The organism is Amycolatopsis methanolica 239 (genome assembly GCF_000739085.1).
GTDB lineage: Bacteria > Actinomycetota > Actinomycetes > Mycobacteriales > Pseudonocardiaceae > Amycolatopsis_E > Amycolatopsis_E methanolica.
The window spans coordinates 6,399,316-6,419,774 of the sequence record NZ_CP009110.1 but is presented as its reverse complement, the minus strand read 5'-3'; the positions used below and the strand labels follow the sequence as shown (position 1 = coordinate 6,419,774).

The window sequence follows — 20,459 nt, the reverse complement described above, 5'->3', positions numbered from 1 at the left end:
AAGCGGGTCGGAGGTTGGCACATGCCAGAGGTCGAGAACATCGACGACGTTGCGGTACGCCTTCCCGGCATGCGGGTGGCCTACGACGGCGAGGCGCTGGACGAGGCCGATCTGGCCGGCAGCTGGACCGAGCAGCTGCAGGACTGGCTGAACGAGGCCATCGCCGCCGGGGTCGCCGAAGCCAACGCCATGGTGCTGGCGACCGCCGACGCCGAAGGGCGACCTTCCTCCCGCACCGTGCTCTGCAAGGGCCTCGACGAGCGCGGTGTCGTGTTCTACACGAACTACACCTCGAAGAAGAGCCACGACCTGACCGTGACCCGGTACGCGTCGGCGACCTTCCCCTGGTACGCGCTGCAGCGGCAGGTGACCGTGCGCGGCGAGGTGGAGAAGGTCAACGTCAAGGAGACCGCCGAGTACTGGAAGCAGCGTCCGCGCGGCTCGCAGCTCGGGGCGTGGGCGTCGCCGCAGTCGAAGGTCGTCACCAGCCGCCGGGACCTGGACGTCGCGCTGTCCTCGATCGAGCGCCGCTTCGGCGACGTCGACGAGGTGCCGCTGCCGCCGCACTGGGGTGGCTGGCGCATCCGGCCCGAGATCGTCGAGTTCTGGCAGGGACAGCAGAACCGGCTGCACGACCGGCTCCGCTACGTGCGAACTCCGGACGGCTGGCACATCGAGCGCGTCGCCCCCTGACCCGACGAAGGGCCAACACCCCGCCCGCAGCGGCAAACACGCCACCCGGAGCGGCAAACTCGCCACCCGCAGCGGCAAACACGCCGGGCGTCGGCGTGTTTGCCGCTCGTGGCGCCGTGTTTGCTGTTCGTGGCGGCGAGTTGGCCCTTCGTGGCGGCGAGTTGGCCGTTCACGCCCTGCGGCCGGCGAGCTAAATCACCGGCGGCAGTTAGTTAGCGCGGCTAAACTGGTCGGTTGTGAGTGTCGAGGCGGGGTCGCAACGGGGTAAGAAGCGCAAACTGCTGAAATCGGTCGTCGTCGACGTGCGGCCGCTGCGCACGCCCGCCTTCCGGCGCCTGTTCACCGGCACCGCGATCACCGCGATCGGCAGTCAGCTCACCACCGTCGCCGTGCCGAAGCAGGTCTTCGACCTCACCGGCTCGTCCGGGTACGTCGGCCTGACCGGCATCGTCGCGCTGGTGCCGCTGCTCGTCTTCGGGCTGTGGGGCGGCGCCATCGCCGACACCGTCGATCGCCGGAAGCTGCTCATCTTCGGCAACGCGGGCATCGCCGTCGTGTCCGCCCTGCTCTGGGCGCAGGCGTTCTTCGACGTCGGCTCGGTGTGGCTTGTCTTCGTGCTCCTGGCGTTCAACCAGGCGTTCTTCGCGATCAACATGCCGACCCGCAGCGCGATCGTGGCCCGGCTGATCGAACCGGAACTGCTGCCCGCGGCGGCCGCGCTGTCGGGCACCGTCAACACGTTCGGCATGGTGTTCGGGCCGATGGCCGCCGGCGCCCTGATGCCGGTGATCGGCCTGCCCACGCTCTACCTCATCGACACGATCGCCCTGGTCATCGCGCTGTACGCGGTCTGGCGGCTGCCCCCGCTGCCGCCGCTGTCCGGCACCGTCCGGGCCGCCGGCCTGAAGGACGTCCTCGACGGCTTCCGCTACATGGGCACCCAGAAGGTCCTGCTCGCGTCGTTCGTCGTGGACATCATCGCCATGGTCGCCGGCATGCCGCGCGCGTTGTTCCCGGAGATGGCCGAGCGGACGTTCGGCGACCCGCCCGGCGGTGGCCTCGCCCTGGGCTGGCTGTACGCGGCGATCCCGATCGGCTCCGTGGTCATCGGGTTGTTCTCCGGATGGCTCGGCCGCGTCCGTCGGCAGGGCGTCGCCGTCACGATCGCGATCTGCGCGTGGGGCCTGGCCGTGGTCGGCTTCGGGTTGTCGAACTCGCTGTGGCTCGCCGTGGTGTTCCTGTGCCTGGCCGGCGCCGCGGACATGGTCAGCGCGATCTACCGGCAGGCGATCCTGGTGATGGCCGCGACCGACGAGATGCGCGGCCGCATGCAGGGCGCGTTCACGGTCGTCGTCGCCGGCGGGCCCCGGATCGCCGACCTCACGCACGGCTGGGCCGCGGCCGCGGTCGGCACGGCCGCCGCCGCGACCGGTGGCGGCGTGCTGGTCATCGTGTTCATCGCGATCGCCGTCGCGCTGCTGCCGGCGTTCTGGCGCTACCGGGCCGCGGCGGTCACGAAGTAGGACGGGAACTGACCTGCTCGGCTCCTACCGTTCGCGGTATGAGCTACGTCGACACCAACCAGCCCGAGGGCACCCCGACCTGGATGACCCTCACCGCTCCCGACCTCCCGCGCGCCACCGCGTTCTACGGCGCCCTGTTCGGGTGGACCACGCGCGACGACCTGTTCCTGCTGGGCGACCGCGTGGCCGCCGGGTTCGCCGAAGGCGCCCCGGCCTGGACGACGTACCTCGCGACCGCCGACTGCGACGCCACCGCCAAGCGGGTGCGCGCGGCGGGCGGGCAGGTCGTCGAGGGGCCCGCCGAGTTCGGCGGCCGCGCCCGGGTCGCGCTGGCGGTGGACCCGGTCGGCGCGCGGTTCGGGTTGTGGCAGGGGCGTGAGCTGCCCGGCTGCCAGGTGGTCAACGAGCCCGGCTCGCTCGTCCGCAACGACCTGACCACGGCCCGGCCTGAGCACGCCCGCGCCTTCTACCCGCGGGTGTTCGGCTTCACGCTGGACCGCAACGCCGACCTGCCCGAGCTGGATTTCACGTTCCTCCGCCGCCCCGACGGGCACGAAGTCGGCGGGATCATGGGCGCCCCTGGGCTCGCGGACTCCAGGTGGGCTACGACGTTCGAGGTGGCCGACACCGACGAAACGGTCGCGCGGGCGCTCGCGGCGGGCGGGAAGTCCACCGAACCGGAGGACTTCGTGTACGGCCGCATCGCGACGATCACCGATCCGTCCGGAGTGGAGTTCGGCATCATCGCACGGGCCTGACCGTCCGGGGTGGTCACCCCCGGGGCCGGCGGATCTCGGGACACCGCCGGCGCCGCGGCAGGCGCGGCGCGGACGCGCTCGGCCATTCGGCAGGGGCTGCTCTTCGTCGGGCAGCCGGCGCGGGGCCGGAGGCGTTCGGGGTGCCACCGTCCGGCCCGTGGTTCAACAGATCTCCGACAGGCATGTCATCTCGGTCTCCTTGGAAAAGCAGTCGACTCACGGGTGTTACCCCCAGCGTTGATCCAAACGGCGGGCATTGCCCCGAAAGCGTGGCCCGGCAAAACGGATTGCGGCACACTTCTCGGGCATGGCTGAGGTGAGCGCTACCCAGGAACCGGCCCTCAAACGGGTCATCGGTCCGAAGCTCCTGCTGTTCTTCGTGGTCGGGGACATCATCGGCACCGGCGTCTACGCACTGACCGGGCAGGTGGCCGGCCGCGTCGGCGGCGCGCTGTGGCTGCCCTTCCTCCTGGCGTTCGTGGTCGCGTTCATGACCGCGTTCAGCTACCTGGAACTCGTCGGGAAGTACCCGAAAGCGGCAGGCGCCGCGCTCTACACCAACCGCGCCTTCCGCATCCCGTTCCTGACGTTCATGGTCGCGTTCGCGGTGATGTGCTCGGGCATCACGTCCGCGTCCTCGGCCGCGATCGCGTTCGCCGATACCTACCTGAAGGAGTTCGTCGACCTCCCGGGCTGGCTGATCGCGCCGCTGTTCATCGTCGGCCTTGCCGCCATCAACTTCCGCGGCGTGAGCGAGTCGGTGAAGACCAACGTGGTGCTCACCTGCATCGAGATGTCCGGCCTGCTGATCATCATCGGTGCCGGGGTGTGGGCGGTGCTCAACGGCTCCGGTGACGCCGGCCGCCTGGTCGAGATCGACACCGCCGACCAGACCGCGCTCGTCGCCATCACCTCGGCGACCTCGCTGGCGTTCTTCGCGATGGTCGGGTTCGAGGACTCGGTCAACATGGCCGAGGAGTGCCGCGACCCGGTGCGCATCTTCCCGAAGGCGATGCTGTGGGGAATGGTCGTCGCAGCCACCATCTACGTGCTCGTGTCGCTGACCTCGTCCCTGCTGGTGCCGGCCGACGAGCTGGCCGCCGCGAAGAGCGACGCCCTGCTGAAGGTGCTCGACGTCGGCGCGCCCGGCTTCCCGCGCGAGGTGTTCTCCGCCATCGGCCTGTTCGCGGTCATCAACTCCGCCCTGATCAACATGCTGATGGCCAGCCGCCTGCTCTACGGCATGTCGAACGAGCGGATCATCCCGAAGGTGCTCGGCACGGTGCACCCGCTGCGCCGCACGCCGTGGGTGTCGATCGTGTTCACCAGTCTCATCGCGATCGTGCTGGTGTCCACGGTGGACATCAGCGTGCTCGGCGGGACGACGGCGCTGTTGCTGCTGGTGGTGTTCGCCATCGTCAACGTCGCGGTGCTGGTGCTGCGCCGGGAGAGGGTGGATCACCCGCACTTCCGCGCGCCCACGATCATCCCGGCGCTGGCCGCGGTGTTCTGCCTGTACCTGGTGAGCCCGCTGTCCGGCCGTCCGGCGCGGGACTACGCGATCGCGGCGATCCTGCTCAGTGTCGGCATCCTGTTGTGGTTGGTCAACTGGTTCCTGATGCGGTCCTCGGAGACCGGGGACCGCACCCCGGCGCCACGATGACCGCGTCACCGCTCCGTGCGCGCCCGCCGGATCTCCTCGGACGCCGCGCGGTAGGCCGGCGCGGCGCGGGCGAAGTAGTCGAAGAGGACCTCCTGTTGCTCGGGGGTGTACTGCGCGATCACCTCGGCGATGTGGCGCCGGGCCGGGCCGACGATCGCGTCGACGCCGGCCAGCGCGTCCGGCACGGGTTCGACGACCACCTTGCGGCGGTCGGCCGGGTCCGCGGTGCGGCGCACGTAACCGGCGCGTTCCAGGCGGTCGATCAGCCGGGTCGTGGCGCCGGTCGTCAGGCCCGTGCGCGTGGACAACTTGCCGGAGGTCAGTGACCCCTCGAGGTCGAGCAGGCTGAGCGCGTACCACTCGGTCGCGTGCAGGCCGGCCGCCTCCGCGCCGGCCAGGCCGTGCAGTCCGACGGCGTCCATGCCTAGTATCTGCACGCGTGCAGATACTGCATTGACGAAGACAAGTGTAGCGAACGGGAGGATTGATCGACACCGATCGGACGGCAGCCGTCGCCGCGGTTCTGGACTCGCTGGCCGAGGCGTGGGCTCGAGGTGACGCCGACGCCTACGCCGCGCACTTCACCGAGGACGCCACCTACATCACCTTCGTCGGCACCCGCCACCAGGGGCGGCAGGACATCGCCGACAGTCATCGCGCCTTGTTCGCCAAGTTCCTCAAGGGCACCCGGCTCGCGCACGAGATGGTCGACGTGCGGTTCCTCGGTGCGGAGGCGGCGGTCCTGACCAGCCGCGGCGACACGGTGAAGGGCAAGCGGCCTGTGAAGCTGACGAAGGTCCAGACCTACACGCTCGTGTGCGAGGAGGGGCGCTGGCTCGTCGCCGCGTTCCACAACACCCAGCGCAAGGCGCTGATGGAAGGCATCTCGTTCGCCTTCGCCCCGCAGACCCGCCCGAAGGCCCGGCAGTGAGGGCGCTGGTCACCGGAGCCAGCGCCGGCATCGGCCGGACGTTCGCGACGGCACTGGCCTGGGCGGGGTACACCGTGACCGCGGTGGACCGCCGCGAAGACCGGCTCACCGAACCGTGCCCCAGCGTCGAGGAGACGTTCACCAGCGCCGCACCTGGCTCCGCGACGCCGAGGAACGCGTGCGCCAGAGCCACCACCGCCCGGCAGTTGAGGTCCAGCTGGGCGAGGCAGCCCGCCAGCAGAAGGCGCGCGGGATCCATGTGATGGCGCTGTGTCCCGGGGTGACGGCGCCCGGCGCCCAGCAGGCGGGTGACGTTCCGGCCTGGCTGGTGCAGACGCCGGAGGAGGTCGCCCGGGAGGCGCTGACCGCGCTGGCGGCCCGCAAAGGCCCCGTTGTGGTGTCCGGCCGCGGCAACTCCGTGCTGACGAGTGTGGCGCGGCTGCTGCCCCGGAGCGCAGTGCTGTCCGTGCTCGCTCGCTGAACCGTCAGCCGACGTGCTTCAGGAACCAGGGATCGTGCGCCGACAGCACCGTGACCTCGTCGCCGTGGTCGCGCACCAGTTCCCGCAACCGCCGGTGGTTCTCCCGTCGCGCGCCGGACACGGTCTCCACCCTGGCCTCGAACCAGGCCAGACCCGGTGTGGCGTGCGGGCGGACCGGATCGATCTGGCCGTGGTGGAAGAACGCGTCACCGGCGTGCAGCAGCCAGCCGTCACCGGTGTCCACCGCCACCCCGGCGTGCCCGCGTGTGTGCCCGCCGAGCGGGACCAGCAGGATCTCCGGTGGCAGCCCCTTCAGCTCGCGCACCGCGCCGAAGCCGAACCACTCCTCGCCGGTGTCCGGGTAGCTGCTCCACTGTGGACCGTGCGCGAAGTGGACCTGCTTGTACCGCCAGCGTTCCTTCGCGTCTCGCGGTGATTGCAGCGTCCGCAGTTCCTCCGCGTAGACGTGCACGGTGGCGTGCGGGAAGTCGACCAGCCCGCCGGCGTGGTCGAGGTCGAGGTGCGTCAGGACGACGTGCCGGACGTCCTCGACGTCGTAGCCGAGCCGCCGGACCTGCTCGGCGGCGGTCTCCGCCACCGACGTCCGCACGCCGACCATGCGCACGAACTTCGCGCCCAGCCACTCGTCGGCGCGGTCGACGGCCGGTGACCCCATGCCGGTCTCGATCAGGACCAGTTCGGCGCCGGTGTCGACGAGCAGGCAGTGGCAGACCAGCTCGGCGCGGTGCAGGAACCCGCCGCGGCCGTCGACCAGACGCCCGCCGAGCGGGCGCATGGTGCCGCAGTTGAGGTGGTGGACCTTCATGACAGCTCCCGTTCGAAGGTGGCTCGCAGGTGCTCGCCGACGGCGTGCAGCGGCGCGAGGTCGTGCTGGGTCTTGGCCAGGAGCAGGGCGCCCTCGATGGCGCTGAGTGCGATGGTCGCCAGCGTCGCCGCCTTCCCGGCTGCGATGCCCTGTCCGGTGAGGTACTCGGTGATGACGGCGTGCCAGGACGCGTACCCGTCGGTGCACGCCTGCCGGATCGGTTCGCTGTCGCCTGCGTCGAGCGCGACCGTCGCGATCGGACAGCCGGACCGGTAACCGGAGTCGGCGAGGTTGCGGCCCAGCGCGTCGATCACCCGTCCGATGGCGGTGGGGCCGTCGGACGCCGCGTCGAGCGTCGAGCGCAGCAGGGCCGCCATGTTCCCGCTGGAGAACGCCACCGCCTCGGCGGCCAACTGCTCCTTGCCGCCGGGGAAGTGGAAGTACAGTGACCCCTTCGGCGCTCCACCGGCGCTGACCAGCTGGTTCAGCCCGGTGGCGTGGTAGCCCTGCGTGTGGAACAGCTCCGCGGCCGAGGCGACCATGCGGTTGCGGGTGTCGGTTCTCCGGGTCATGACGATCACCCTAGCGCAAACTATGACGACCGGTCTAGTTAGTTCTCCGGGCGCTATGTTCGTCGGCATGGCCAACCCCACGGGACAGCAGTTCGAGATCACCCGCGGCAACGCGCGCGCCGTCGTCACCGAGATCGGTGCGGGCCTGCGGGCGTTCGAGATCAGCGGCGTGCCCTACCTGGAGACCTTCGCCGAGGACGAGCACCCGCCGAAGGGCGCCGGGCAGATCCTGCTGCCGTGGCCCAACCGGACCAAGGCCGCGCGGTGGACCTACCAGGGCGAGGAGCAGCAGCTGGAGGTCACCGAGGAGGCCCGCGGCAACGCCATCCACGGCCTGACCCGGCACCGCGAGTGGACGCTCGTCGAGCACGCCGAATCGTCGATCACGTTCGAGATCGAGGTCGGGAAGCAGCCGGGCTGGCCGGTGCCGCTGCAGGCGCGGATCACCTACGACCTGGCGCCGCGCGAGCTGACCGTCACCCACGAGATCCGCAACGAGGGCGAGTCCGCCATTGGGGTCGGTGTGGGCGCGCACCCGTACTTCCGCATCGGCGACGTGCCGACCGACGAGCTGACGCTGACCCTGCCGGCCACCCGGGTGCGCCCCTACGTGGGTGACCAGCAGCTGCCCTACGGCGACGAGCAGGACACCGCGGGCACCGAGTACGACTTCCGCGAGGGCCGCGTTCTCGCCGAGGTCGACCTGGACACGGCGTTCGGCGGTCTAGTCGCGGCCGAGGACGGCCGGTTCCACCACGTCCTGTCCCACAGCGAACGCAGCGTCGACGTGTGGGCCGGGCCGGACTTCGGCTGGGTGCAGGTGTTCACGCCCACCGACCTGGTCGGCCGTGGCCGCGCCGTCGCGATCGAGCCGATGACGTGCCCGGCCGACGCGCTGAACTCGGGCACCGACCTGATCGAGCTGGAGCCGGGCGGCTCGTGGACCGGCAGCTGGGGAATCCGCGTCCACGGCTGACCCGGTCCGGCTCGGCGGACGCGGGCGTGCTGCTGACCCTGCGGCGCGCCGCGTTCCTCACCGGGGCGCGCTACCACCTCGTGCAGCTGGTGAAGCGGTTCCGTTAGCGTGGCTCACCATGGTGAAGGCGATTGTTGGCGGATACGTGGTGCCGGTCGAGGGTGACCCGATCGACGGCGGCACGGTTCTGGTCGAAAACGGCAGGATCACCGCGGTCGGCACGGCCGCGGAGGTCGACGTCCCGGAGGACGCGGAGCTGGTGGACGCCTCGGGCACCTGGGTGCTGCCCGGGTTCGTCGACGCCCACACCCACCTCGGCGTGCACGAGGAGGGCGAGGGCTGGGCCGGCAACGACACGAACGAGATGACCGACCCGAACGGCGCCCGCTTCCGCGCGATCGACGGCATCGACCCGTTCGAGATCGGCTTCGACGACGCCCTCTCCGGCGGGGTCACCAGCGTGGTGATCAAGCCCGGTTCCGGCAACCCGATCGGCGGGCGGACCGTCGCGGTGAAGACGTGGGGCCGCACCGCACTCGACATGGTCTTCGACGAGGCGGTCAGCGTGAAGAGCGCGCTGGGCGAGAACCCGAAGCGCGTGTACGGCGACAAGAAGCAGACGCCGTCGACCAGGCTCGGTGTCGCGGCGATCATCCGTGAGGCGTTCACGAAGGCCCGCAACTACGCCGCCCAGCGCGACCACGCGCGGGCCGAGGGCAAGCCGTTCGACGTGGACCTGACGCTGGAAACGCTGGCGAAGGTCCTCGACGGCGAACTGTACTGGGACCAGCACACGCACCGCGCCGACGACATCGTGACCGCGATCCGGCTCGCCGAGGAGTTCGGCTACAAGCTGGTGGTCAACCACGGCACCGAGGGGCACCTGATCGCCGACGTGCTGGCGGAGAAGGACGTCCCGGTGATCCTCGGGCCGCTGTTCACCACGCGGTCGAAGGTCGAGCTGCGGAACCGGACGCTGCGGTCGGCCGGCATCCTGGCGCGGGCCGGGGTGAAGATCGCGATCACCACGGACCACCCGGTGGTGCCGATCAACTTCCTCGTCTACCAGGCCGCGCTCGCCGTGAAGGACGGGCTGGACCCGGAGACCGCGCTGCGGGCGCTGACGGTCAACCCGGCCGCGATGCTGTCGCTGGACGACCGGATCGGCTCGCTGAAGCCGGGCCTGGACGCCGACATCGTGCTGTGGTCGGGCGACCCGCTGGACGTGATGAACCGGGCCATGCGGGTCTTCGTGCGCGGCCAGGAGGTCTACCGCTTCGACGACACCAGCGGCGAGGGCGTGGTGACGCCGCGCCGCTACGCCGAGTAGCCCGCCCTCCGGCCCGCCCCGGCAAACTCGCCGCCCGGGCCGGCAAACACGCTGGCTGCGGCGTGTTTGCTCCTCCGGGCGGTGAGTTGGCTGTTCGGGGCGGTGAATTGGCTGTTGCGGGACGCCAGCCCGCACCTACCGCGAGTCGGTCACGTGCGCTTCAGGTGGCGCGCGATCACCATGCGCTGGATCTGGTTGGTGCCCTCGAAGATCTGCGGCACCTTCGCCTCGCGCATGTAGCGCTCCACCGGGAAGTCGCGCGTGTACCCGGCGCCGCCGAGGACCTGGACGGCGTCGGTGGTCACCTTCATCGCCGCGTCGGTCGCGATCAGCTTCGCGACCGACGCCTGGCGGCCGAACGGCATCCCGCGGTCGCGCCGCCGCGCGGCGTCCAGGTACGTCGCGCGGGCCGAGTCGACCGCGGCGGCCATGTCGGCGAGTAGGAACTCCAGGCCCTGGAAGTCGATGATCGGCTTGCCGAACTGCGTGCGCCCCTTCGCGTACGCGACGGCCTCGTCGAGCGCCGCCTGCGCCAAACCCACCGCGCAGGCGGCGATCCCGAGCCGCCCGGAGTCCAATGAGGACAGCGCGATCCGCATCCCGGCGCCTGCCGGGCCGATCAACCGGTCGGCGTCCACCCGCGCGTCGGCGAAGATCATCTGCGCCGTGGTCGATCCGGTGAGCCCCATCTTCCGCTCCGGCGGCGCCGCGGACAGGCCCGGCGTGTGGCCGTCCACCAGCAGGCACGAGATCTCGGACTCGCCGGTGCGCACCATCGTCGTGTAGAAGTCGGCCTCGCCGCCGTGCGTGATCCACGCCTTCGTGCCGTTGACGACGTACTGGTCACCGTCCAGCCGTGCCCGCGTCGACAGCGCCGCCGCGTCGGACCCGGCGTGCGACTCCGACAGCGCGTACGCGCCCAGCAGCTGCCCCTCGAGCATGTCCGGCAGCCACCGGTCGCGCTGCTCGTCGGTGCCGTGGTGGGCCAGCGCGTAACAGGACATGGTGTGCACCGAGAGCCCGACGCCGACCGACATCCACGCGGCCGCGATCTCCTCCAGCACCTGCAGGTACACCTCGTACGGCACCTCGCCGCCGCCCCAGCGCTCGGAGTACGGCAACCCGAGCAGACCCGACTTGCCGAGCAGCCGGAACTGCTCGCGCGGGAAGCGCTCGGCCTCCTCGTACTCGGCGGCGAGCGGCTTGAGTTCGTCGCGGGCCAGTTCCGTCGCCAGCGCGAGCAGGTCCTCGTACTCGCGGCCGGGGAGCAGGCGGTCGACCGGCATGGCAGCCTCCGAAGGGGTGTACTCAAGACAGTACTCTGTAATCGTCTCCAGTACAGCACATACGGTGGTCCGATGACCAGTCGCGAGGCGCTACGACCCCCGGGTGGCAAGGCGCTGACCGCCCGGCAGCGGGCGCTGCTCGCCGAGCTGGAGGAGTTGTTCCTGGTCGAGGGCTTCGTCCACTTCACGCTCGACGACCTGGCCGCGAAGACGCACTGCTCGAAGTCGACGCTGTACGCGCTGGCGCCCAGCAAGGAGCAGCTCGCCGTCCGCGTGGTGGCGCACTACTTCAAGGGCGCCGCCGACCTGCTCGACGAGCGGATCGCCGGCATCGAGGACGCGCGCGAGATCATCGGCGTCTACCTGAGCGGCATCGCCGAGTACCTGAACCGGGCGTCTCCGGCGTTCATGCGGGACATCAACGACTTCGCCCCGGCCCGCGCGGCCTACGAGCTGAACAGCAGGGCCGCGGCGGCGAAGATCCGGTCGTTCATCGCCAAGGGCGTGGCGGACGGGGTGTTCCGCGACGTGCACGCGACGCTCATCGCGGAGATGGCCGCGGTGCTCGTCGAGGCCATCCAGACCGGCGTGGTCGGCTCGCGGACCGGGGTGTCGGACGCGGAGGCCTTCACGGCGCTGTCTGAGTTGTTGCTGGGCGGGCTAGCATCTCGCCCGTGATCGTGGTGGGTGGCGAGGCGCTGGTCGACCTGGTGCCGGGTGCCGAGAAGACGAACGACGGCCTGACGTCCCTGGTGCCGCGCCTCGGCGGCGGCCCGTACAACGTGGCCCTCGCGGCCGGGCGGCTCGGCACGCCGACCGCGTTCCTGTCCCGGATCTCGACCGACCGCTTCGGGCAGGCCCTGCGGGACCGTCTGACGGCCTCGAACGTCGACATATCGATGGTGCAGGAGGGTCCGGAGAACACGACCCTCGCCGTCGTGGCGCTCGCGCCGAACGGGTCGGCGAGCTACACCTTCTACACCGAGGGCACGGCCGACCGGCTCGTCGCCGACCCCGGCCCGTTGCCTGAGGACGTCACCGTGCTGTGCCTGGGCACGCTCGGCATGGTCCTGGAGCCCGGCGCCACCAGCTACGAGACGGTGCTGCGCCGTGAAGCCGCCCGCGGCGTGCTGACCGCGCTGGACCCGAACATCCGGGCCGACCTCATCGCCGACGCCGACGCCTACCGCCGCCGGTTCACCTCGTGGCTGCCGGACGTGCGCCTGCTGAAGCTGTCCGACGACGACGGCGAGTGGCTCGCCGGCGCCGCCGGGCTGGACGCGGCGATCAAGTCGTGGCTGGACGCCGGGGTCGACGCCGTCGTCCTGACCCGCGGCGGCGACGGTCTGGCCGTCCACACCGGATCCGTGACCGTTTCGGTACCGTCCGCGCCCGCGCAGCTGGTGGACACGATCGGCGCCGGCGACACGGTGCAGGGCGCACTGCTGTCGTGGCTGCACGATCGGAATGTGGGCACGCTCACGGATCTGGGCGAGTCCGGCTGGCGCGAGGCCTTGACTTTCGCGGCCAAGGCTGCGTCCATCACTGTCTCCCGAAGTGGCGCCGAGCCGCCCACCGCGGCCGAGATGGTGTGAACCTGATCCCAACGGTTTGCTCTAGGTAACACAATGGCTGCGCGAAGGCCCGTTGTTCGACTAGCGTAATGGGGGAATTAATACCCCAGCGGGGCGGTGTGCGCGGACGATTTCCGGTCACGCGCGTTCACGAAGCTGCCTGTGTGACCTGCAGGAGCTGCCGGCCCGTGTGACCGTGAGAGGGACGACCTGCATGTCCGACGCGACTGCGGCGACCGGTGGCGGCACCGTATCGCTGCGCCTACCGACTGGCGAGCACGAGCTGAAGGTTGTCAATGCCGTCGAGGGTGCTCCCGGCGTCGAGCTGGGGAAGCTGCTGGCGTCGACCGGGTACATCACGTACGACCCGGGGTTCGTCAACACCGGGTCGTGTTCCTCGGCCATCACCTACATCGACGGTGACGCCGGGATCCTCCGCTATCGCGGCTACCCCATCGAGCAGCTGGCCGAGCGCTCCAGCTTCCTCGAGGTCTCCTACCTGCTGATCTACGGCAACCTGCCGACTCAGGCGCAGCTGGACGACTTCACCCAGAAGATCAACCGGCACACCCTGCTGCACGAGGACCTCAAGCGCTTCTTCGACGGCTTCCCGCGTGACGCGCACCCGATGCCGGTGCTGTCCTCCGCGGTGTCCGCGCTGTCCACCTTCTACCAGGACTCGCTCAACCCGTTCGACGAACCGAACGTGGAGCTGTCCACCGTCCGGCTGCTGGCCAAGGTGCCGACGCTGGCGGCGTACGCCTACAAGAAGTCCATCGGCCAGCCGTTCCTGTACCCGGACAACTCGCTGGGCCTGGTGGAGAACTTCCTGCGGATGACGTTCGGCCTGCCCGCCGAGCCGTACGAGGTCGACCCCGAGGTCGCCAAGGCTCTGGACCTGCTGTTCATCCTGCACGCCGACCACGAGCAGAACTGCTCCACGTCGACGGTGCGGCTGGTCGGCTCGTCCGAGGCCAACCTGTTCGCGAGCATTTCGGCCGGGATCATGGCGCTGTTCGGGCCGCTGCACGGTGGCGCCAACAGCGCTGTGCTGGAGATGCTGAACGGCATCAAGGCTGAGGGCGGTGACGTGGCGAACTTCGTCAACCGCGTGAAGAACAAGGAAAAGGGTGTGCGCCTGATGGGCTTCGGCCACCGGGTGTACAAGAACTACGACCCGCGCGCCAAGATCATCAAGCGCACCGCGGACCAGATCCTGGGCAAGCTCGCGCCGAACGACGAGCTCCTGGACATCGCGAAGCGCCTCGAGGAGACCGCGCTCTCGGACGACTACTTCATCGAGCGCAAGCTCTACCCGAACGTCGACTTCTACACCGGGTTGATCTACCGCGCGCTCGGGTTCCCGACGCAGTTCTTCACGGTGCTGTTCGCGCTCGGCCGGCTGCCCGGCTGGATCGCGCACTGGCGCGAGATGATCAACGACCCGCAGACGAAGATCGGCCGCCCGCGGCAGATCTACATCGGCGAGAAGGAGCGCGAGTACACCGCGATCTCCGAGCGCTGAGTCCGCTTGCGGTTCGGCGTTGCTGACGGCGCGTCCCCTTGGCGGGGCGCGCCGTTCTGTTTTGGTCGGTGGGGCGTTTGCGCGGTTGGTCCGTTGATGCGGGCACCGTTGGCCACCTCGGGGGCATGTCACCCGAGCAACCCCGTCCGGGCCCCACCTGCGCGTACCTGGTGGGCAAGCTGTCCAGCGAAAGCGAGCCATCGAGCCGGGAGATGTTCGCGATCGTCAGGATCGCCAGGCTCCGGTCGTTCGCGATCCGTGACCTCTCGAAGCTGATCTCGCCCGTCGCGCCCTGGAAGGTCATCTCGCGGAACTGCTGCGCCACCGCCGCCCGGTTCGGGGCCACCGCACCGGAAGCACCCCGAGGACCGGCAACCGCCGGGCCGCGTCCAGGAAGAAAGCAGCCGCGTCGTAGAGGCCGCCCACCCGCTCCCCAGCCCACGGCGTCGTCGGCGCCTCCTCCGGGGGCAGCCTCCGCAAGTCCCGCAACAGATCGGCGTAGCCGGCGCAGAACGCGTCCAGCGCGGGCCCGCCCCCGGGCAGCGCCCCGGGCCGTCCGTCCACGCACGCCTGCCCGCCGAGCACCACCGGGCTGCCCATCCCGACGTAGGAGACGGGAATCCCGTTCAGCTCGCTGCGATTCCGGTCCGGCGCGTGCGCCACGAACCGCGACACCGCGTCGTCCGCGACGATTCGCGGCAGTTTCCGCGGCTCGGCGCAATTGCTCCGCACCGTGCGCAGGAAATCACCGAACTCGGTCTCCCGCCCCGCATAGAACACGATTTCGCGGCTCCGGCGGGCCGGATCCCGGCACGGCGACGGCAACGATCCGACACTCGTGGTCCAGCCCTGGCTCGCCACCTCGATCCCGGCCAGCCGCTGCCGCACCACCTCGACCAGCGTGCTCACATAACTGTTCCCCGGATCCAGCGGCGGGTGGTAGATCGTCACCTTCGGCGCCCCCACGTACCGCGTGTACCCGGCGAGCAACTCGGCCTGCTGGGTGTTGTCCGGCACCAGCTGGAAGTACAGCGGCGACCGATCCGCCAGTCCCACCGCCGTCAACGTCGTGCCCAGCGCGGGAATCCCGTGCGCACCCAGCTCCGCGATCGCCTGCTCGGTCTGCGCGACGCTCCGGTCGAACCCGAGCACCCCGAGGATCCCCGGATCGCCCTCGATCAAGGGCACCAGCATGTCCCGGGTCACCACGTCCGCGGCCGACATCCCGGTCCCGCAATTGGCCACGACCACCCGCAGCAGCGGCTTCACGCTCGCCGACGGGTCGTTCTGCTCGCGCTGCCGGATCACCACGCCTTCCAGCTCCTCGGCGACGGCGTGCGCGGTCGCGGGCGAGTGCTCGTTGTTCGTCAGCCCCGCCCGGTACACCACGCTCACGTACGCGCGTCCCGGGTTGGCGCGGTGCAGCTCCTCGGCCTTCGCGTTCTCCGCGAACACCAGCAACTGCGCCTGCCGCAGGCGTTCGTTCTCCCCGAAGATCTGGCGCGCGTTGTCGCTGTAGCCGACGCACTGTCCGTCCACGACCTTCGTGGCCACGCCCGAGGACAACCCGGCCCGGAAGAACGAGCAGTGCGCGCCCCGGTACTCGTCCACCTTCACCGCGGTCGGCGCGAGGCTCACCACCAACAACGCGGCCACAGCGAGTTCGAGCACTCCGCGGCGCGCGATCCACGGCGGCGCGACCGGCCCGGCCTGTCGGTCCTCCCACACGCCGGCGTCCTCCGGCGTGATCGCCGCCGACGGCTTGGGCAGGTCGATGAACAGGTACCGCGCGTCGCCGGCCAGCATCTGCCACCGTCCCGGCAACCGGTGCTTCCAGCTCGACCAGGCCCGGGTGGCGCGGGCGGCCGGCTCGGCCCCGGCGGCCGGCTCCGCGACCGGCGGCGGGCGCTCGTCGCTCGCGGTGATGATCAGCAGCGGGTCCAGGGCACCCGTTTCGTTGCGCACCTCGTTGATCAGCCGGAGCAGTTCCCAGCCGCCGTTGGCCTCGGTGACGTTGTCGAGCAGCACGGTCACGTACGCCGTGCGCCGCCGTCCCCGCCGCCGCGGCAGGCCCCGCAGCTTCCGGCGGCGGTACGCCTCGCGAAGGTCCTGCAGGAACGCGTGCACGAGCAGTTTCTTGAGCTGCTCCGGGTTCTCCGATCCGAGCCGGTCCCGGGTCAGGCGCTCGGCGAACCCGAGGAAGTCCGCCGAGTGACGCGGGACCATGAACGGCTGGCGCATGAACCAGCGGCTCTCCCGGCCCAGCCCGGGCACGCGGTGACGGCTCCACCGGAACCCGAAGTACCGCAGGAGCCACCACAGCACGCTCAGCGCGGCCTTGCTTCACCCGCCGACCGGCACGTGCTCGACCGTCGCGTCCGCGCCACCGGGCCCGCGCTGGCCGGTCCAGTCGCGCAGCGAACGCGTCCGCGCCGAGGCGGTCGTGCAGCTCCTCCAGCAGCGGCATGACCGCGGCGTTGCGCACCGCGTTCGCGTCGAGGTAGGCGTGCGGGACCTGCCGGAGTTCGATGTCCAGCTGGGCGCCCAGCCGCGGCAGGAACTTCGCCGAGCCCGGCTTGCGCAGCAGGCAGACCAAGGGGAGCGGCACGTCGCCGCGGACGCGCAGCTCGGGATCCCGCCTGCTCAGGCCGGGGTGCCGGTACAGCGTCCGGACGAGGTCGACCAGGGCATGGGCGCCCTCGAACACGGGGTCCTCCGGTGTCTGCCGCACATGATCTAGCCGTACCCAGGGTCACCGGCGTTCCCGATCGAGTAGTCACCGAGCCGGATTACCCCCGATCGCCTAGAGTCGGCGACCGTGAGTACCGCCTTGTTGTGGTTTCGGCGCGATTTGCGGCTCGCCGATCTGCCCGCACTGGTGAGTGCGGCCGAGCGCGCCTCCCGGGTTCTCGCGCTGTACGTGCTCGACGATGCGTTGTTGACGCCGGCGGGCAAGCCACGGCAGGCGTTCCTGTACGGCTGCCTGGAGGCGCTGGCGGAGAGCCTGGACGGGCGGTTGATGGTGGTGCGCGGCGATCCGGTGCGCGAGGTGTCGCGGGTGGCGCGGTCGATCGGTGCGGAAAGCGTGCACGTCAGCACCGACACGGCGCCGTACGGGAGCCGCCGGGACCGGGCGGTGGCCGACGCGCTGGGCGAGATCGAGTGGGTGGAGTGCGGTTCGCCCTACGCCGTGACGCCGGGGCGCATCACCAAACCCGACGGTGAGCCCTACCGGGTCTTCAGCGCCTTCTACCGCGCCTGGTGCCGGCACGGCTGGCGCGGTCCGGCTGAAGACTCCACAGTGGACTGGCTCGAACCGGAGAAGCCCTTCCGTCTCCCCGAAAAACCCGGCCTCGGCTCGATGATTCTGCCGCATCCGGGCGAAGCCGCCGCGCACGAGGTGTGGGAGAAGTTCCTCGACGGCGGCCTGGACGGCTACGCGGTGAACCGCGACCGCCCCGACCGGCCGGCCACCACGCGCCTCTCGCCGTACCTGCGCTGGGGCTGCATCCACCCGCGCACCCTGCTGGCCGACCTCGGTACCCGGCACGGCGAGGACGCCGAATCCCTGCGCAGCGAACTGGCCTGGCGCGAGTTCTACGCCGACGTTCTCCACCACCGCCCGGAGACCGCGCGCAAGAACTACGACGAGCGCTTCGACAAACTGGAGTACGACACCGGCCGGGAGTGCTTCGAGCGCTGGCGCGCCGGCCGCACCGGGTACCCGATCGTCGACGCCGGGATGCGGCAGCTGCTCGCCGAGGGCTGGATGCACAACCGCGTCCGGATGATCGTCGCGAGCTTCCTGGTCAAGGATCTGCACCTGCCGTGGTGGCTCGGCGCCCGGCACTTCATGAACCACCTCGTGGACGGCGACCTGGCGTCCAACCAGCTGAACTGGCAGTGGGTGGCGGGCACCGGCACCGACCCGGCGCCCTTTTTCCGCATCTTCAACCCCACCACGCAGGGCGAGAAGTTCGACCCGGACGGCGCCTACGTGCGGAAGTACGTCCCGGAGCTGCGCGAGATCCCCGGCAAGGCCGTGCACCAGCCGTGGAAGCTACCGCGCCCACCGAAGAACTACCCGGCCCCGATGGTCGACCACGCTCAGGAACGCAAGGTCGCGCTGGAGCGCTTCAACGCCATCACCTAACTGTTCCCGCAGCGGAGGTTTTGAGCTTCGAGGACTGCCTGCGCGACCTCGCTGGCCTCCTCGACCTCGAGCCTGGCGCCTAGGGACGCAGCGCCGTGCGTAACCGCATGCGGCTGCCGGTGTGCAGTACCGCGTTGCGGTACACCCGGCCGCTCACCCAGGTCAGCACGGCACCGAACACGACAGTCAAGACAAGCGCCACGGACACCTCCCACGACGCGGCCACCCCGGCGGCGATCCGGCCCGGCATCAGGATCGGCGAGAACACCGGGATCAGCGACAGCACCTGGGCCCCGGCCGAATCGGGGTCCTGGATCAGGATGTTGAACCCGGCCACGAACCCGACCATCAGCGTCAGGCTCACCGGCGTCACCACGGACGCGGTGTCCTCCTGCCGCGACACCAGCGACCCGGCCGCGGCGTAGACCGTCGCGTACAGGAAGAACCCCAGCAGGTACCACAGCAGCCCCCAGGCGACCGTGCCGATCGCGACCCCGCCCAATGTCACGGCGCCGCTGCCGACCGCCATCGCGAGCCCGGCCACCGCCAGGATCAGCAGCTGCACCAGGCCGACCAGCCCGAGTCCGATCACCTTGCCCAGCATCAGCTGCCACGGCCGCAACGTCGACAGCAGGATCTCCACGACCCGGCTGGCCTTCTCCTCGACCACGCCCTGCGCCACCATGCCGCCGTAGGCCTGGATGCCGAAGAACATGAGGAACACGATCACCAGCCCGATCGCCAGCCGCTGGCCGCTGTCGGCGTCGCGGGGCTCCAGCTCGGTCAGCCGGACCTGCGCCTGCCCCACCTCGCGCATCACCTGCGCCGGGTCGAGGTCGGCTTCCAGCAGCTTCGCGTTGAGCACCTGCTGCTGCGCGATCCCGTTCAGCACCGCCCGCAGCTGCTGGTCCAGCTCCGCCTTCACCACCACGCGCAGATCGGCCGCGCTGCCGGAGACCAGCGCGTCCAGGTCACCGTCGCGCACCTGCTGCTCGCCCTGCTCCGCGTTCGCCATCGGCACCGTCTCGACGTGCGCGCCGGCCGCGTCGGCCGCCTCCCGCAGCTGCTCCGCGATGGCCGTGGCCTGCCCGGTCAGCCCGACCTTCGACGTGTCCGCGTCCTTGATCAGCGTCGCCTGCAGCAGCAGGTACCCGCCGAGCACCAGCAGGATCACCACGGTCCCGACCACGAAGGACCGCGTGCGCAGGCGGGTGTTCAGCTCCCGCCGCGCGACCAGGACGACACCCTTGACGGGTAAGACCGTCATTCCCCGCTCCCCGTGACCACGTTCCGGAACAGCTCGGCCAGGCTCGGCCGTCGCCACCGGAATTCTCGCACCGCGCCGGTCGCCAGCGCGGCCGACAGCACGCACTGGTCGTCCACCCCGGGACCCAGCTCCAGCACGGTCCGGCCCGGCTCGTCGGCCACCACCCGCACCCCGAGCAGCTCCCCGGCCCAGCCGCACCGCGCATCCGGTGCGGACACGACGAGCAGCGCCGCGGAAGTCAGCTGCGCCACCGCCCCGCACGCCACCATCCGTCCCTTTTGGATGATCCCGACGCGGTCGCACAGCCGCTCGACCAGATCCAGCTGGTGGCTGGAGAACACCACCGGCACCCCGGCCGCCGCCTTCTCGCGCAGCACCTCGCTCATCACGTCGACCGCGATCGGGTCCAGCCCGGAGAACGGCTCGTCCAGCACCAGCACCGCCGGGTCGTGCACGAGCGCGGCGGCCAGCTGCACCCGCTGCTGGTTGCCGAGGCTGAGCTTCTGCACCTCGTCCCGGCGCCGCTCACACAGGCCGAGCCGCTCGATCCAGCCCTCCGCCGCCTGGTGCGCCCGCGTGTTGTCGAGCCCGTGCAGCTCGGCGAGGTACACGAGCTGGTCGAGCACCCGCATCTTCGGGTACAGGCCGCGTTCCTCCGGCATGTACCCGATGCGGGTGCGGGTGGCGTGCGTGACCGGCTCCCCGCCGAACCGCACCGCGCCGCTGTCCGCCGCGAGCACGCCCAGCACGATGCGCATCGCCGTGGTCTTGCCTGCGCCGTTGCTGCCGACGAACCCGAACAGCTCGCCCGGCGCGACCTCGAAGGAGATCTCGTCGAGGGCCACCACGGATCCGTAGCGTTTGGACAGCCGGTCGATCGTCAGCGCCGGCGCGGGCATCC

The 20,459-nt window shown here is 70.6% G+C and carries 22 protein-coding genes; 15 read left to right on the top strand and 7 right to left on the bottom strand.

All coding sequences use genetic code 11. The features are described from left to right. Nucleotides 1-21 precede the first annotated feature (21 nt). From pdxH to AMETH_RS31165, 4 genes are all read left to right on the top strand, one after another. Nucleotides 22-693, top strand: coding sequence for a pyridoxamine 5'-phosphate oxidase (gene pdxH / locus AMETH_RS31180; protein ID WP_017985149.1), 672 nt, complete (start codon nt 22-24; stop codon nt 691-693). Between the two features lie 236 nt (nt 694-929). Continuing rightward, on the top strand, nt 930-2,216 hold the full coding sequence (locus tag AMETH_RS31175; RefSeq protein WP_017985148.1) for an MFS transporter: 1,287 nt from the start codon (nt 930-932) through the stop codon (nt 2,214-2,216). Between the two features lie 38 nt (nt 2,217-2,254). Continuing rightward, nucleotides 2,255-2,974: a VOC family protein gene (locus AMETH_RS31170; RefSeq protein ID WP_017985147.1), complete on the top strand. Its 720-nt coding sequence runs from the start codon at nt 2,255-2,257 to the stop codon at nt 2,972-2,974. 307 nt (nt 2,975-3,281) lie between these two features. Continuing rightward, nucleotides 3,282-4,637 carry an APC family permease gene (locus AMETH_RS31165; protein ID WP_017985146.1) on the top strand — a complete coding sequence of 452 codons (1,356 nt, stop codon included), beginning with the start codon at nt 3,282-3,284 and terminating at the stop codon, nt 4,635-4,637. 5 nt (nt 4,638-4,642) lie between these two features. Here the strand turns inward: AMETH_RS31165 and AMETH_RS31160 are convergent, their stop codons facing one another. Further along, nucleotides 4,643-5,059 carry a MarR family winged helix-turn-helix transcriptional regulator gene (locus tag AMETH_RS31160; protein WP_017985145.1) on the bottom strand — a complete coding sequence of 139 codons (417 nt, stop codon included), beginning with the start codon at nt 5,057-5,059 and terminating at the stop codon, nt 4,643-4,645. A gap of 62 nt (nt 5,060-5,121) precedes the next feature. On the opposite strand from AMETH_RS31160, the gene AMETH_RS31155 reads away from it, so the two are divergent. From AMETH_RS31155 to AMETH_RS31145, 3 genes are read left to right on the top strand one after another with little or no spacing between them, the layout of a single operon-like run. After that, entirely contained in the window at nt 5,122-5,568 is a 447-nt protein-coding gene (locus tag AMETH_RS31155) for an SgcJ/EcaC family oxidoreductase (RefSeq protein WP_017985144.1), read from the top strand. Continuing rightward, complete coding sequence (locus tag AMETH_RS31150) at nt 5,454-5,831, top strand: SDR family NAD(P)-dependent oxidoreductase (RefSeq protein ID WP_323806969.1); 378 nt, start codon at nt 5,454-5,456, stop codon at nt 5,829-5,831. Before AMETH_RS31155 ends, AMETH_RS31150 begins: the two co-directional genes overlap by 115 nt. Further along, the gene (locus AMETH_RS31145; protein ID WP_223843302.1) at nt 5,747-6,049 is read left to right on the top strand and encodes an SDR family oxidoreductase; all 303 of its coding nucleotides are present in this window, start codon (nt 5,747-5,749) and stop codon (nt 6,047-6,049) included. Before AMETH_RS31150 ends, AMETH_RS31145 begins: the two co-directional genes overlap by 85 nt. A 4-nt stretch (nt 6,050-6,053) precedes the next feature. On the opposite strand, the gene AMETH_RS31140 is transcribed toward AMETH_RS31145, so the two are convergent. Further along, on the bottom strand, nt 6,054-6,875 hold the full coding sequence (locus AMETH_RS31140; RefSeq protein WP_017985141.1) for an MBL fold metallo-hydrolase: 822 nt from the start codon (nt 6,873-6,875) through the stop codon (nt 6,054-6,056). Continuing rightward, a complete protein-coding gene (locus AMETH_RS31135) occupies nt 6,872-7,447 on the bottom strand; it encodes a TetR/AcrR family transcriptional regulator (RefSeq protein ID WP_026153543.1) in 576 nt (191 codons plus the stop codon). The genes AMETH_RS31140 and AMETH_RS31135 overlap by 4 nt, the downstream gene beginning before the upstream one ends. A 67-nt stretch (nt 7,448-7,514) precedes the next feature. On the opposite strand from AMETH_RS31135, the gene AMETH_RS31130 reads away from it, so the two are divergent. From AMETH_RS31130 to AMETH_RS31125, 3 genes are read left to right on the top strand one after another with little or no spacing between them, the layout of a single operon-like run. After that, the gene (locus AMETH_RS31130) at nt 7,515-8,423 is read left to right on the top strand and encodes an aldose 1-epimerase family protein (RefSeq protein ID WP_026153542.1); all 909 of its coding nucleotides are present in this window, start codon (nt 7,515-7,517) and stop codon (nt 8,421-8,423) included. Then, nucleotides 8,387-8,530, top strand: coding sequence for a hypothetical protein (locus tag AMETH_RS38325; protein ID WP_017985138.1), 144 nt, complete (start codon nt 8,387-8,389; stop codon nt 8,528-8,530). The genes AMETH_RS31130 and AMETH_RS38325 overlap by 37 nt, the downstream gene beginning before the upstream one ends. 11 nt (nt 8,531-8,541) lie before the next feature. Next, nucleotides 8,542-9,753, top strand: a complete 1,212-nt coding sequence (locus AMETH_RS31125; RefSeq protein WP_026153541.1) for an amidohydrolase — start codon at nt 8,542-8,544, stop codon at nt 9,751-9,753. A gap of 149 nt (nt 9,754-9,902) precedes the next feature. Here the strand turns inward: AMETH_RS31125 and AMETH_RS31120 are convergent, their stop codons facing one another. Then, entirely contained in the window at nt 9,903-11,039 is a 1,137-nt protein-coding gene (locus AMETH_RS31120) for an acyl-CoA dehydrogenase family protein (RefSeq protein ID WP_017985136.1), read from the bottom strand. A 72-nt stretch (nt 11,040-11,111) separates the two neighbouring features. Here AMETH_RS31120 and AMETH_RS31115 point away from each other — a divergent pair, with 72 nt between their 5' ends. The 3 genes from AMETH_RS31115 to AMETH_RS31105 all read left to right on the top strand — a co-directional run bounded on the left by AMETH_RS31115 (nt 11,112) and on the right by AMETH_RS31105 (nt 14,138). Next, nucleotides 11,112-11,717 (top strand): TetR/AcrR family transcriptional regulator, encoded by a 606-nt coding sequence (locus AMETH_RS31115; protein WP_017985135.1) that lies wholly within the window; start codon nt 11,112-11,114, stop codon nt 11,715-11,717. Then, on the top strand, nt 11,714-12,634 hold the full coding sequence (locus AMETH_RS31110) for a carbohydrate kinase family protein (protein WP_017985134.1): 921 nt from the start codon (nt 11,714-11,716) through the stop codon (nt 12,632-12,634). Before AMETH_RS31115 ends, AMETH_RS31110 begins: the two co-directional genes overlap by 4 nt. 193 nt (nt 12,635-12,827) lie before the next feature. Next, on the top strand, nt 12,828-14,138 hold the full coding sequence (locus tag AMETH_RS31105; RefSeq protein WP_017985133.1) for a citrate synthase: 1,311 nt from the start codon (nt 12,828-12,830) through the stop codon (nt 14,136-14,138). A 300-nt stretch (nt 14,139-14,438) separates the two neighbouring features. On the opposite strand, the gene AMETH_RS31100 is transcribed toward AMETH_RS31105, so the two are convergent. Further along, nucleotides 14,439-16,463, bottom strand: a complete 2,025-nt coding sequence (locus tag AMETH_RS31100; RefSeq protein ID WP_026153539.1) for an ABC transporter substrate-binding protein — start codon at nt 16,461-16,463, stop codon at nt 14,439-14,441. A gap of 13 nt (nt 16,464-16,476) precedes the next feature. On the opposite strand from AMETH_RS31100, the gene AMETH_RS31095 reads away from it, so the two are divergent. Further along, entirely contained in the window at nt 16,477-16,878 is a 402-nt protein-coding gene (locus AMETH_RS31095) for a hypothetical protein (protein WP_156131752.1), read from the top strand. Nucleotides 16,879-16,956: 78 nt separating this feature from the next. After that, on the top strand, nt 16,957-18,291 hold the full coding sequence (locus AMETH_RS31090; RefSeq protein ID WP_223842980.1) for a cryptochrome/photolyase family protein: 1,335 nt from the start codon (nt 16,957-16,959) through the stop codon (nt 18,289-18,291). 79 nt (nt 18,292-18,370) lie between these two features. On the opposite strand, the gene AMETH_RS31085 is transcribed toward AMETH_RS31090, so the two are convergent. Further along, on the bottom strand, nt 18,371-19,558 hold the full coding sequence (locus AMETH_RS31085) for an ABC transporter permease (RefSeq protein WP_017985130.1): 1,188 nt from the start codon (nt 19,556-19,558) through the stop codon (nt 18,371-18,373). Beyond that, nucleotides 19,555-20,457, bottom strand: a complete 903-nt coding sequence (locus tag AMETH_RS31080) for an ABC transporter ATP-binding protein (protein WP_017985129.1) — start codon at nt 20,455-20,457, stop codon at nt 19,555-19,557. The genes AMETH_RS31085 and AMETH_RS31080 overlap by 4 nt, the downstream gene beginning before the upstream one ends. Between the last annotated feature and the right edge of the window lie 2 nt (nt 20,458-20,459).

Excerpts from the sequence above, each read along its gene's own strand:
- pdxH (WP_017985149.1), top strand. The coding sequence starts at position 22 with ATGCCAGAGGTCGAGAACATCGACGACGTTGCGGTACGCCTTCCCGGC.
- AMETH_RS31170 (WP_017985147.1), top strand. The coding sequence starts at position 2,255 with ATGAGCTACGTCGACACCAACCAGCCCGAGGGCACCCCGACCTGGATG.
- AMETH_RS31165 (WP_017985146.1), top strand. The coding sequence starts at position 3,282 with ATGGCTGAGGTGAGCGCTACCCAGGAACCGGCCCTCAAACGGGTCATC.
- AMETH_RS31160 (WP_017985145.1), bottom strand. The coding sequence starts at position 5,059 with ATGGACGCCGTCGGACTGCACGGCCTGGCCGGCGCGGAGGCGGCCGGC.
- AMETH_RS31140 (WP_017985141.1), bottom strand. The coding sequence starts at position 6,875 with ATGAAGGTCCACCACCTCAACTGCGGCACCATGCGCCCGCTCGGCGGG.
- AMETH_RS31135 (WP_026153543.1), bottom strand. The coding sequence starts at position 7,447 with ATGACCCGGAGAACCGACACCCGCAACCGCATGGTCGCCTCGGCCGCG.
- AMETH_RS31130 (WP_026153542.1), top strand. The coding sequence starts at position 7,515 with ATGGCCAACCCCACGGGACAGCAGTTCGAGATCACCCGCGGCAACGCG.
- AMETH_RS31125 (WP_026153541.1), top strand. The coding sequence starts at position 8,542 with ATGGTGAAGGCGATTGTTGGCGGATACGTGGTGCCGGTCGAGGGTGAC.
- AMETH_RS31120 (WP_017985136.1), bottom strand. The coding sequence starts at position 11,039 with ATGCCGGTCGACCGCCTGCTCCCCGGCCGCGAGTACGAGGACCTGCTC.
- AMETH_RS31115 (WP_017985135.1), top strand. The coding sequence starts at position 11,112 with ATGACCAGTCGCGAGGCGCTACGACCCCCGGGTGGCAAGGCGCTGACC.
- AMETH_RS31105 (WP_017985133.1), top strand. The coding sequence starts at position 12,828 with ATGTCCGACGCGACTGCGGCGACCGGTGGCGGCACCGTATCGCTGCGC.
- AMETH_RS31085 (WP_017985130.1), bottom strand. The coding sequence starts at position 19,558 with ATGACGGTCTTACCCGTCAAGGGTGTCGTCCTGGTCGCGCGGCGGGAG.
- AMETH_RS31080 (WP_017985129.1), bottom strand. The coding sequence starts at position 20,457 with ATGCCCGCGCCGGCGCTGACGATCGACCGGCTGTCCAAACGCTACGGA.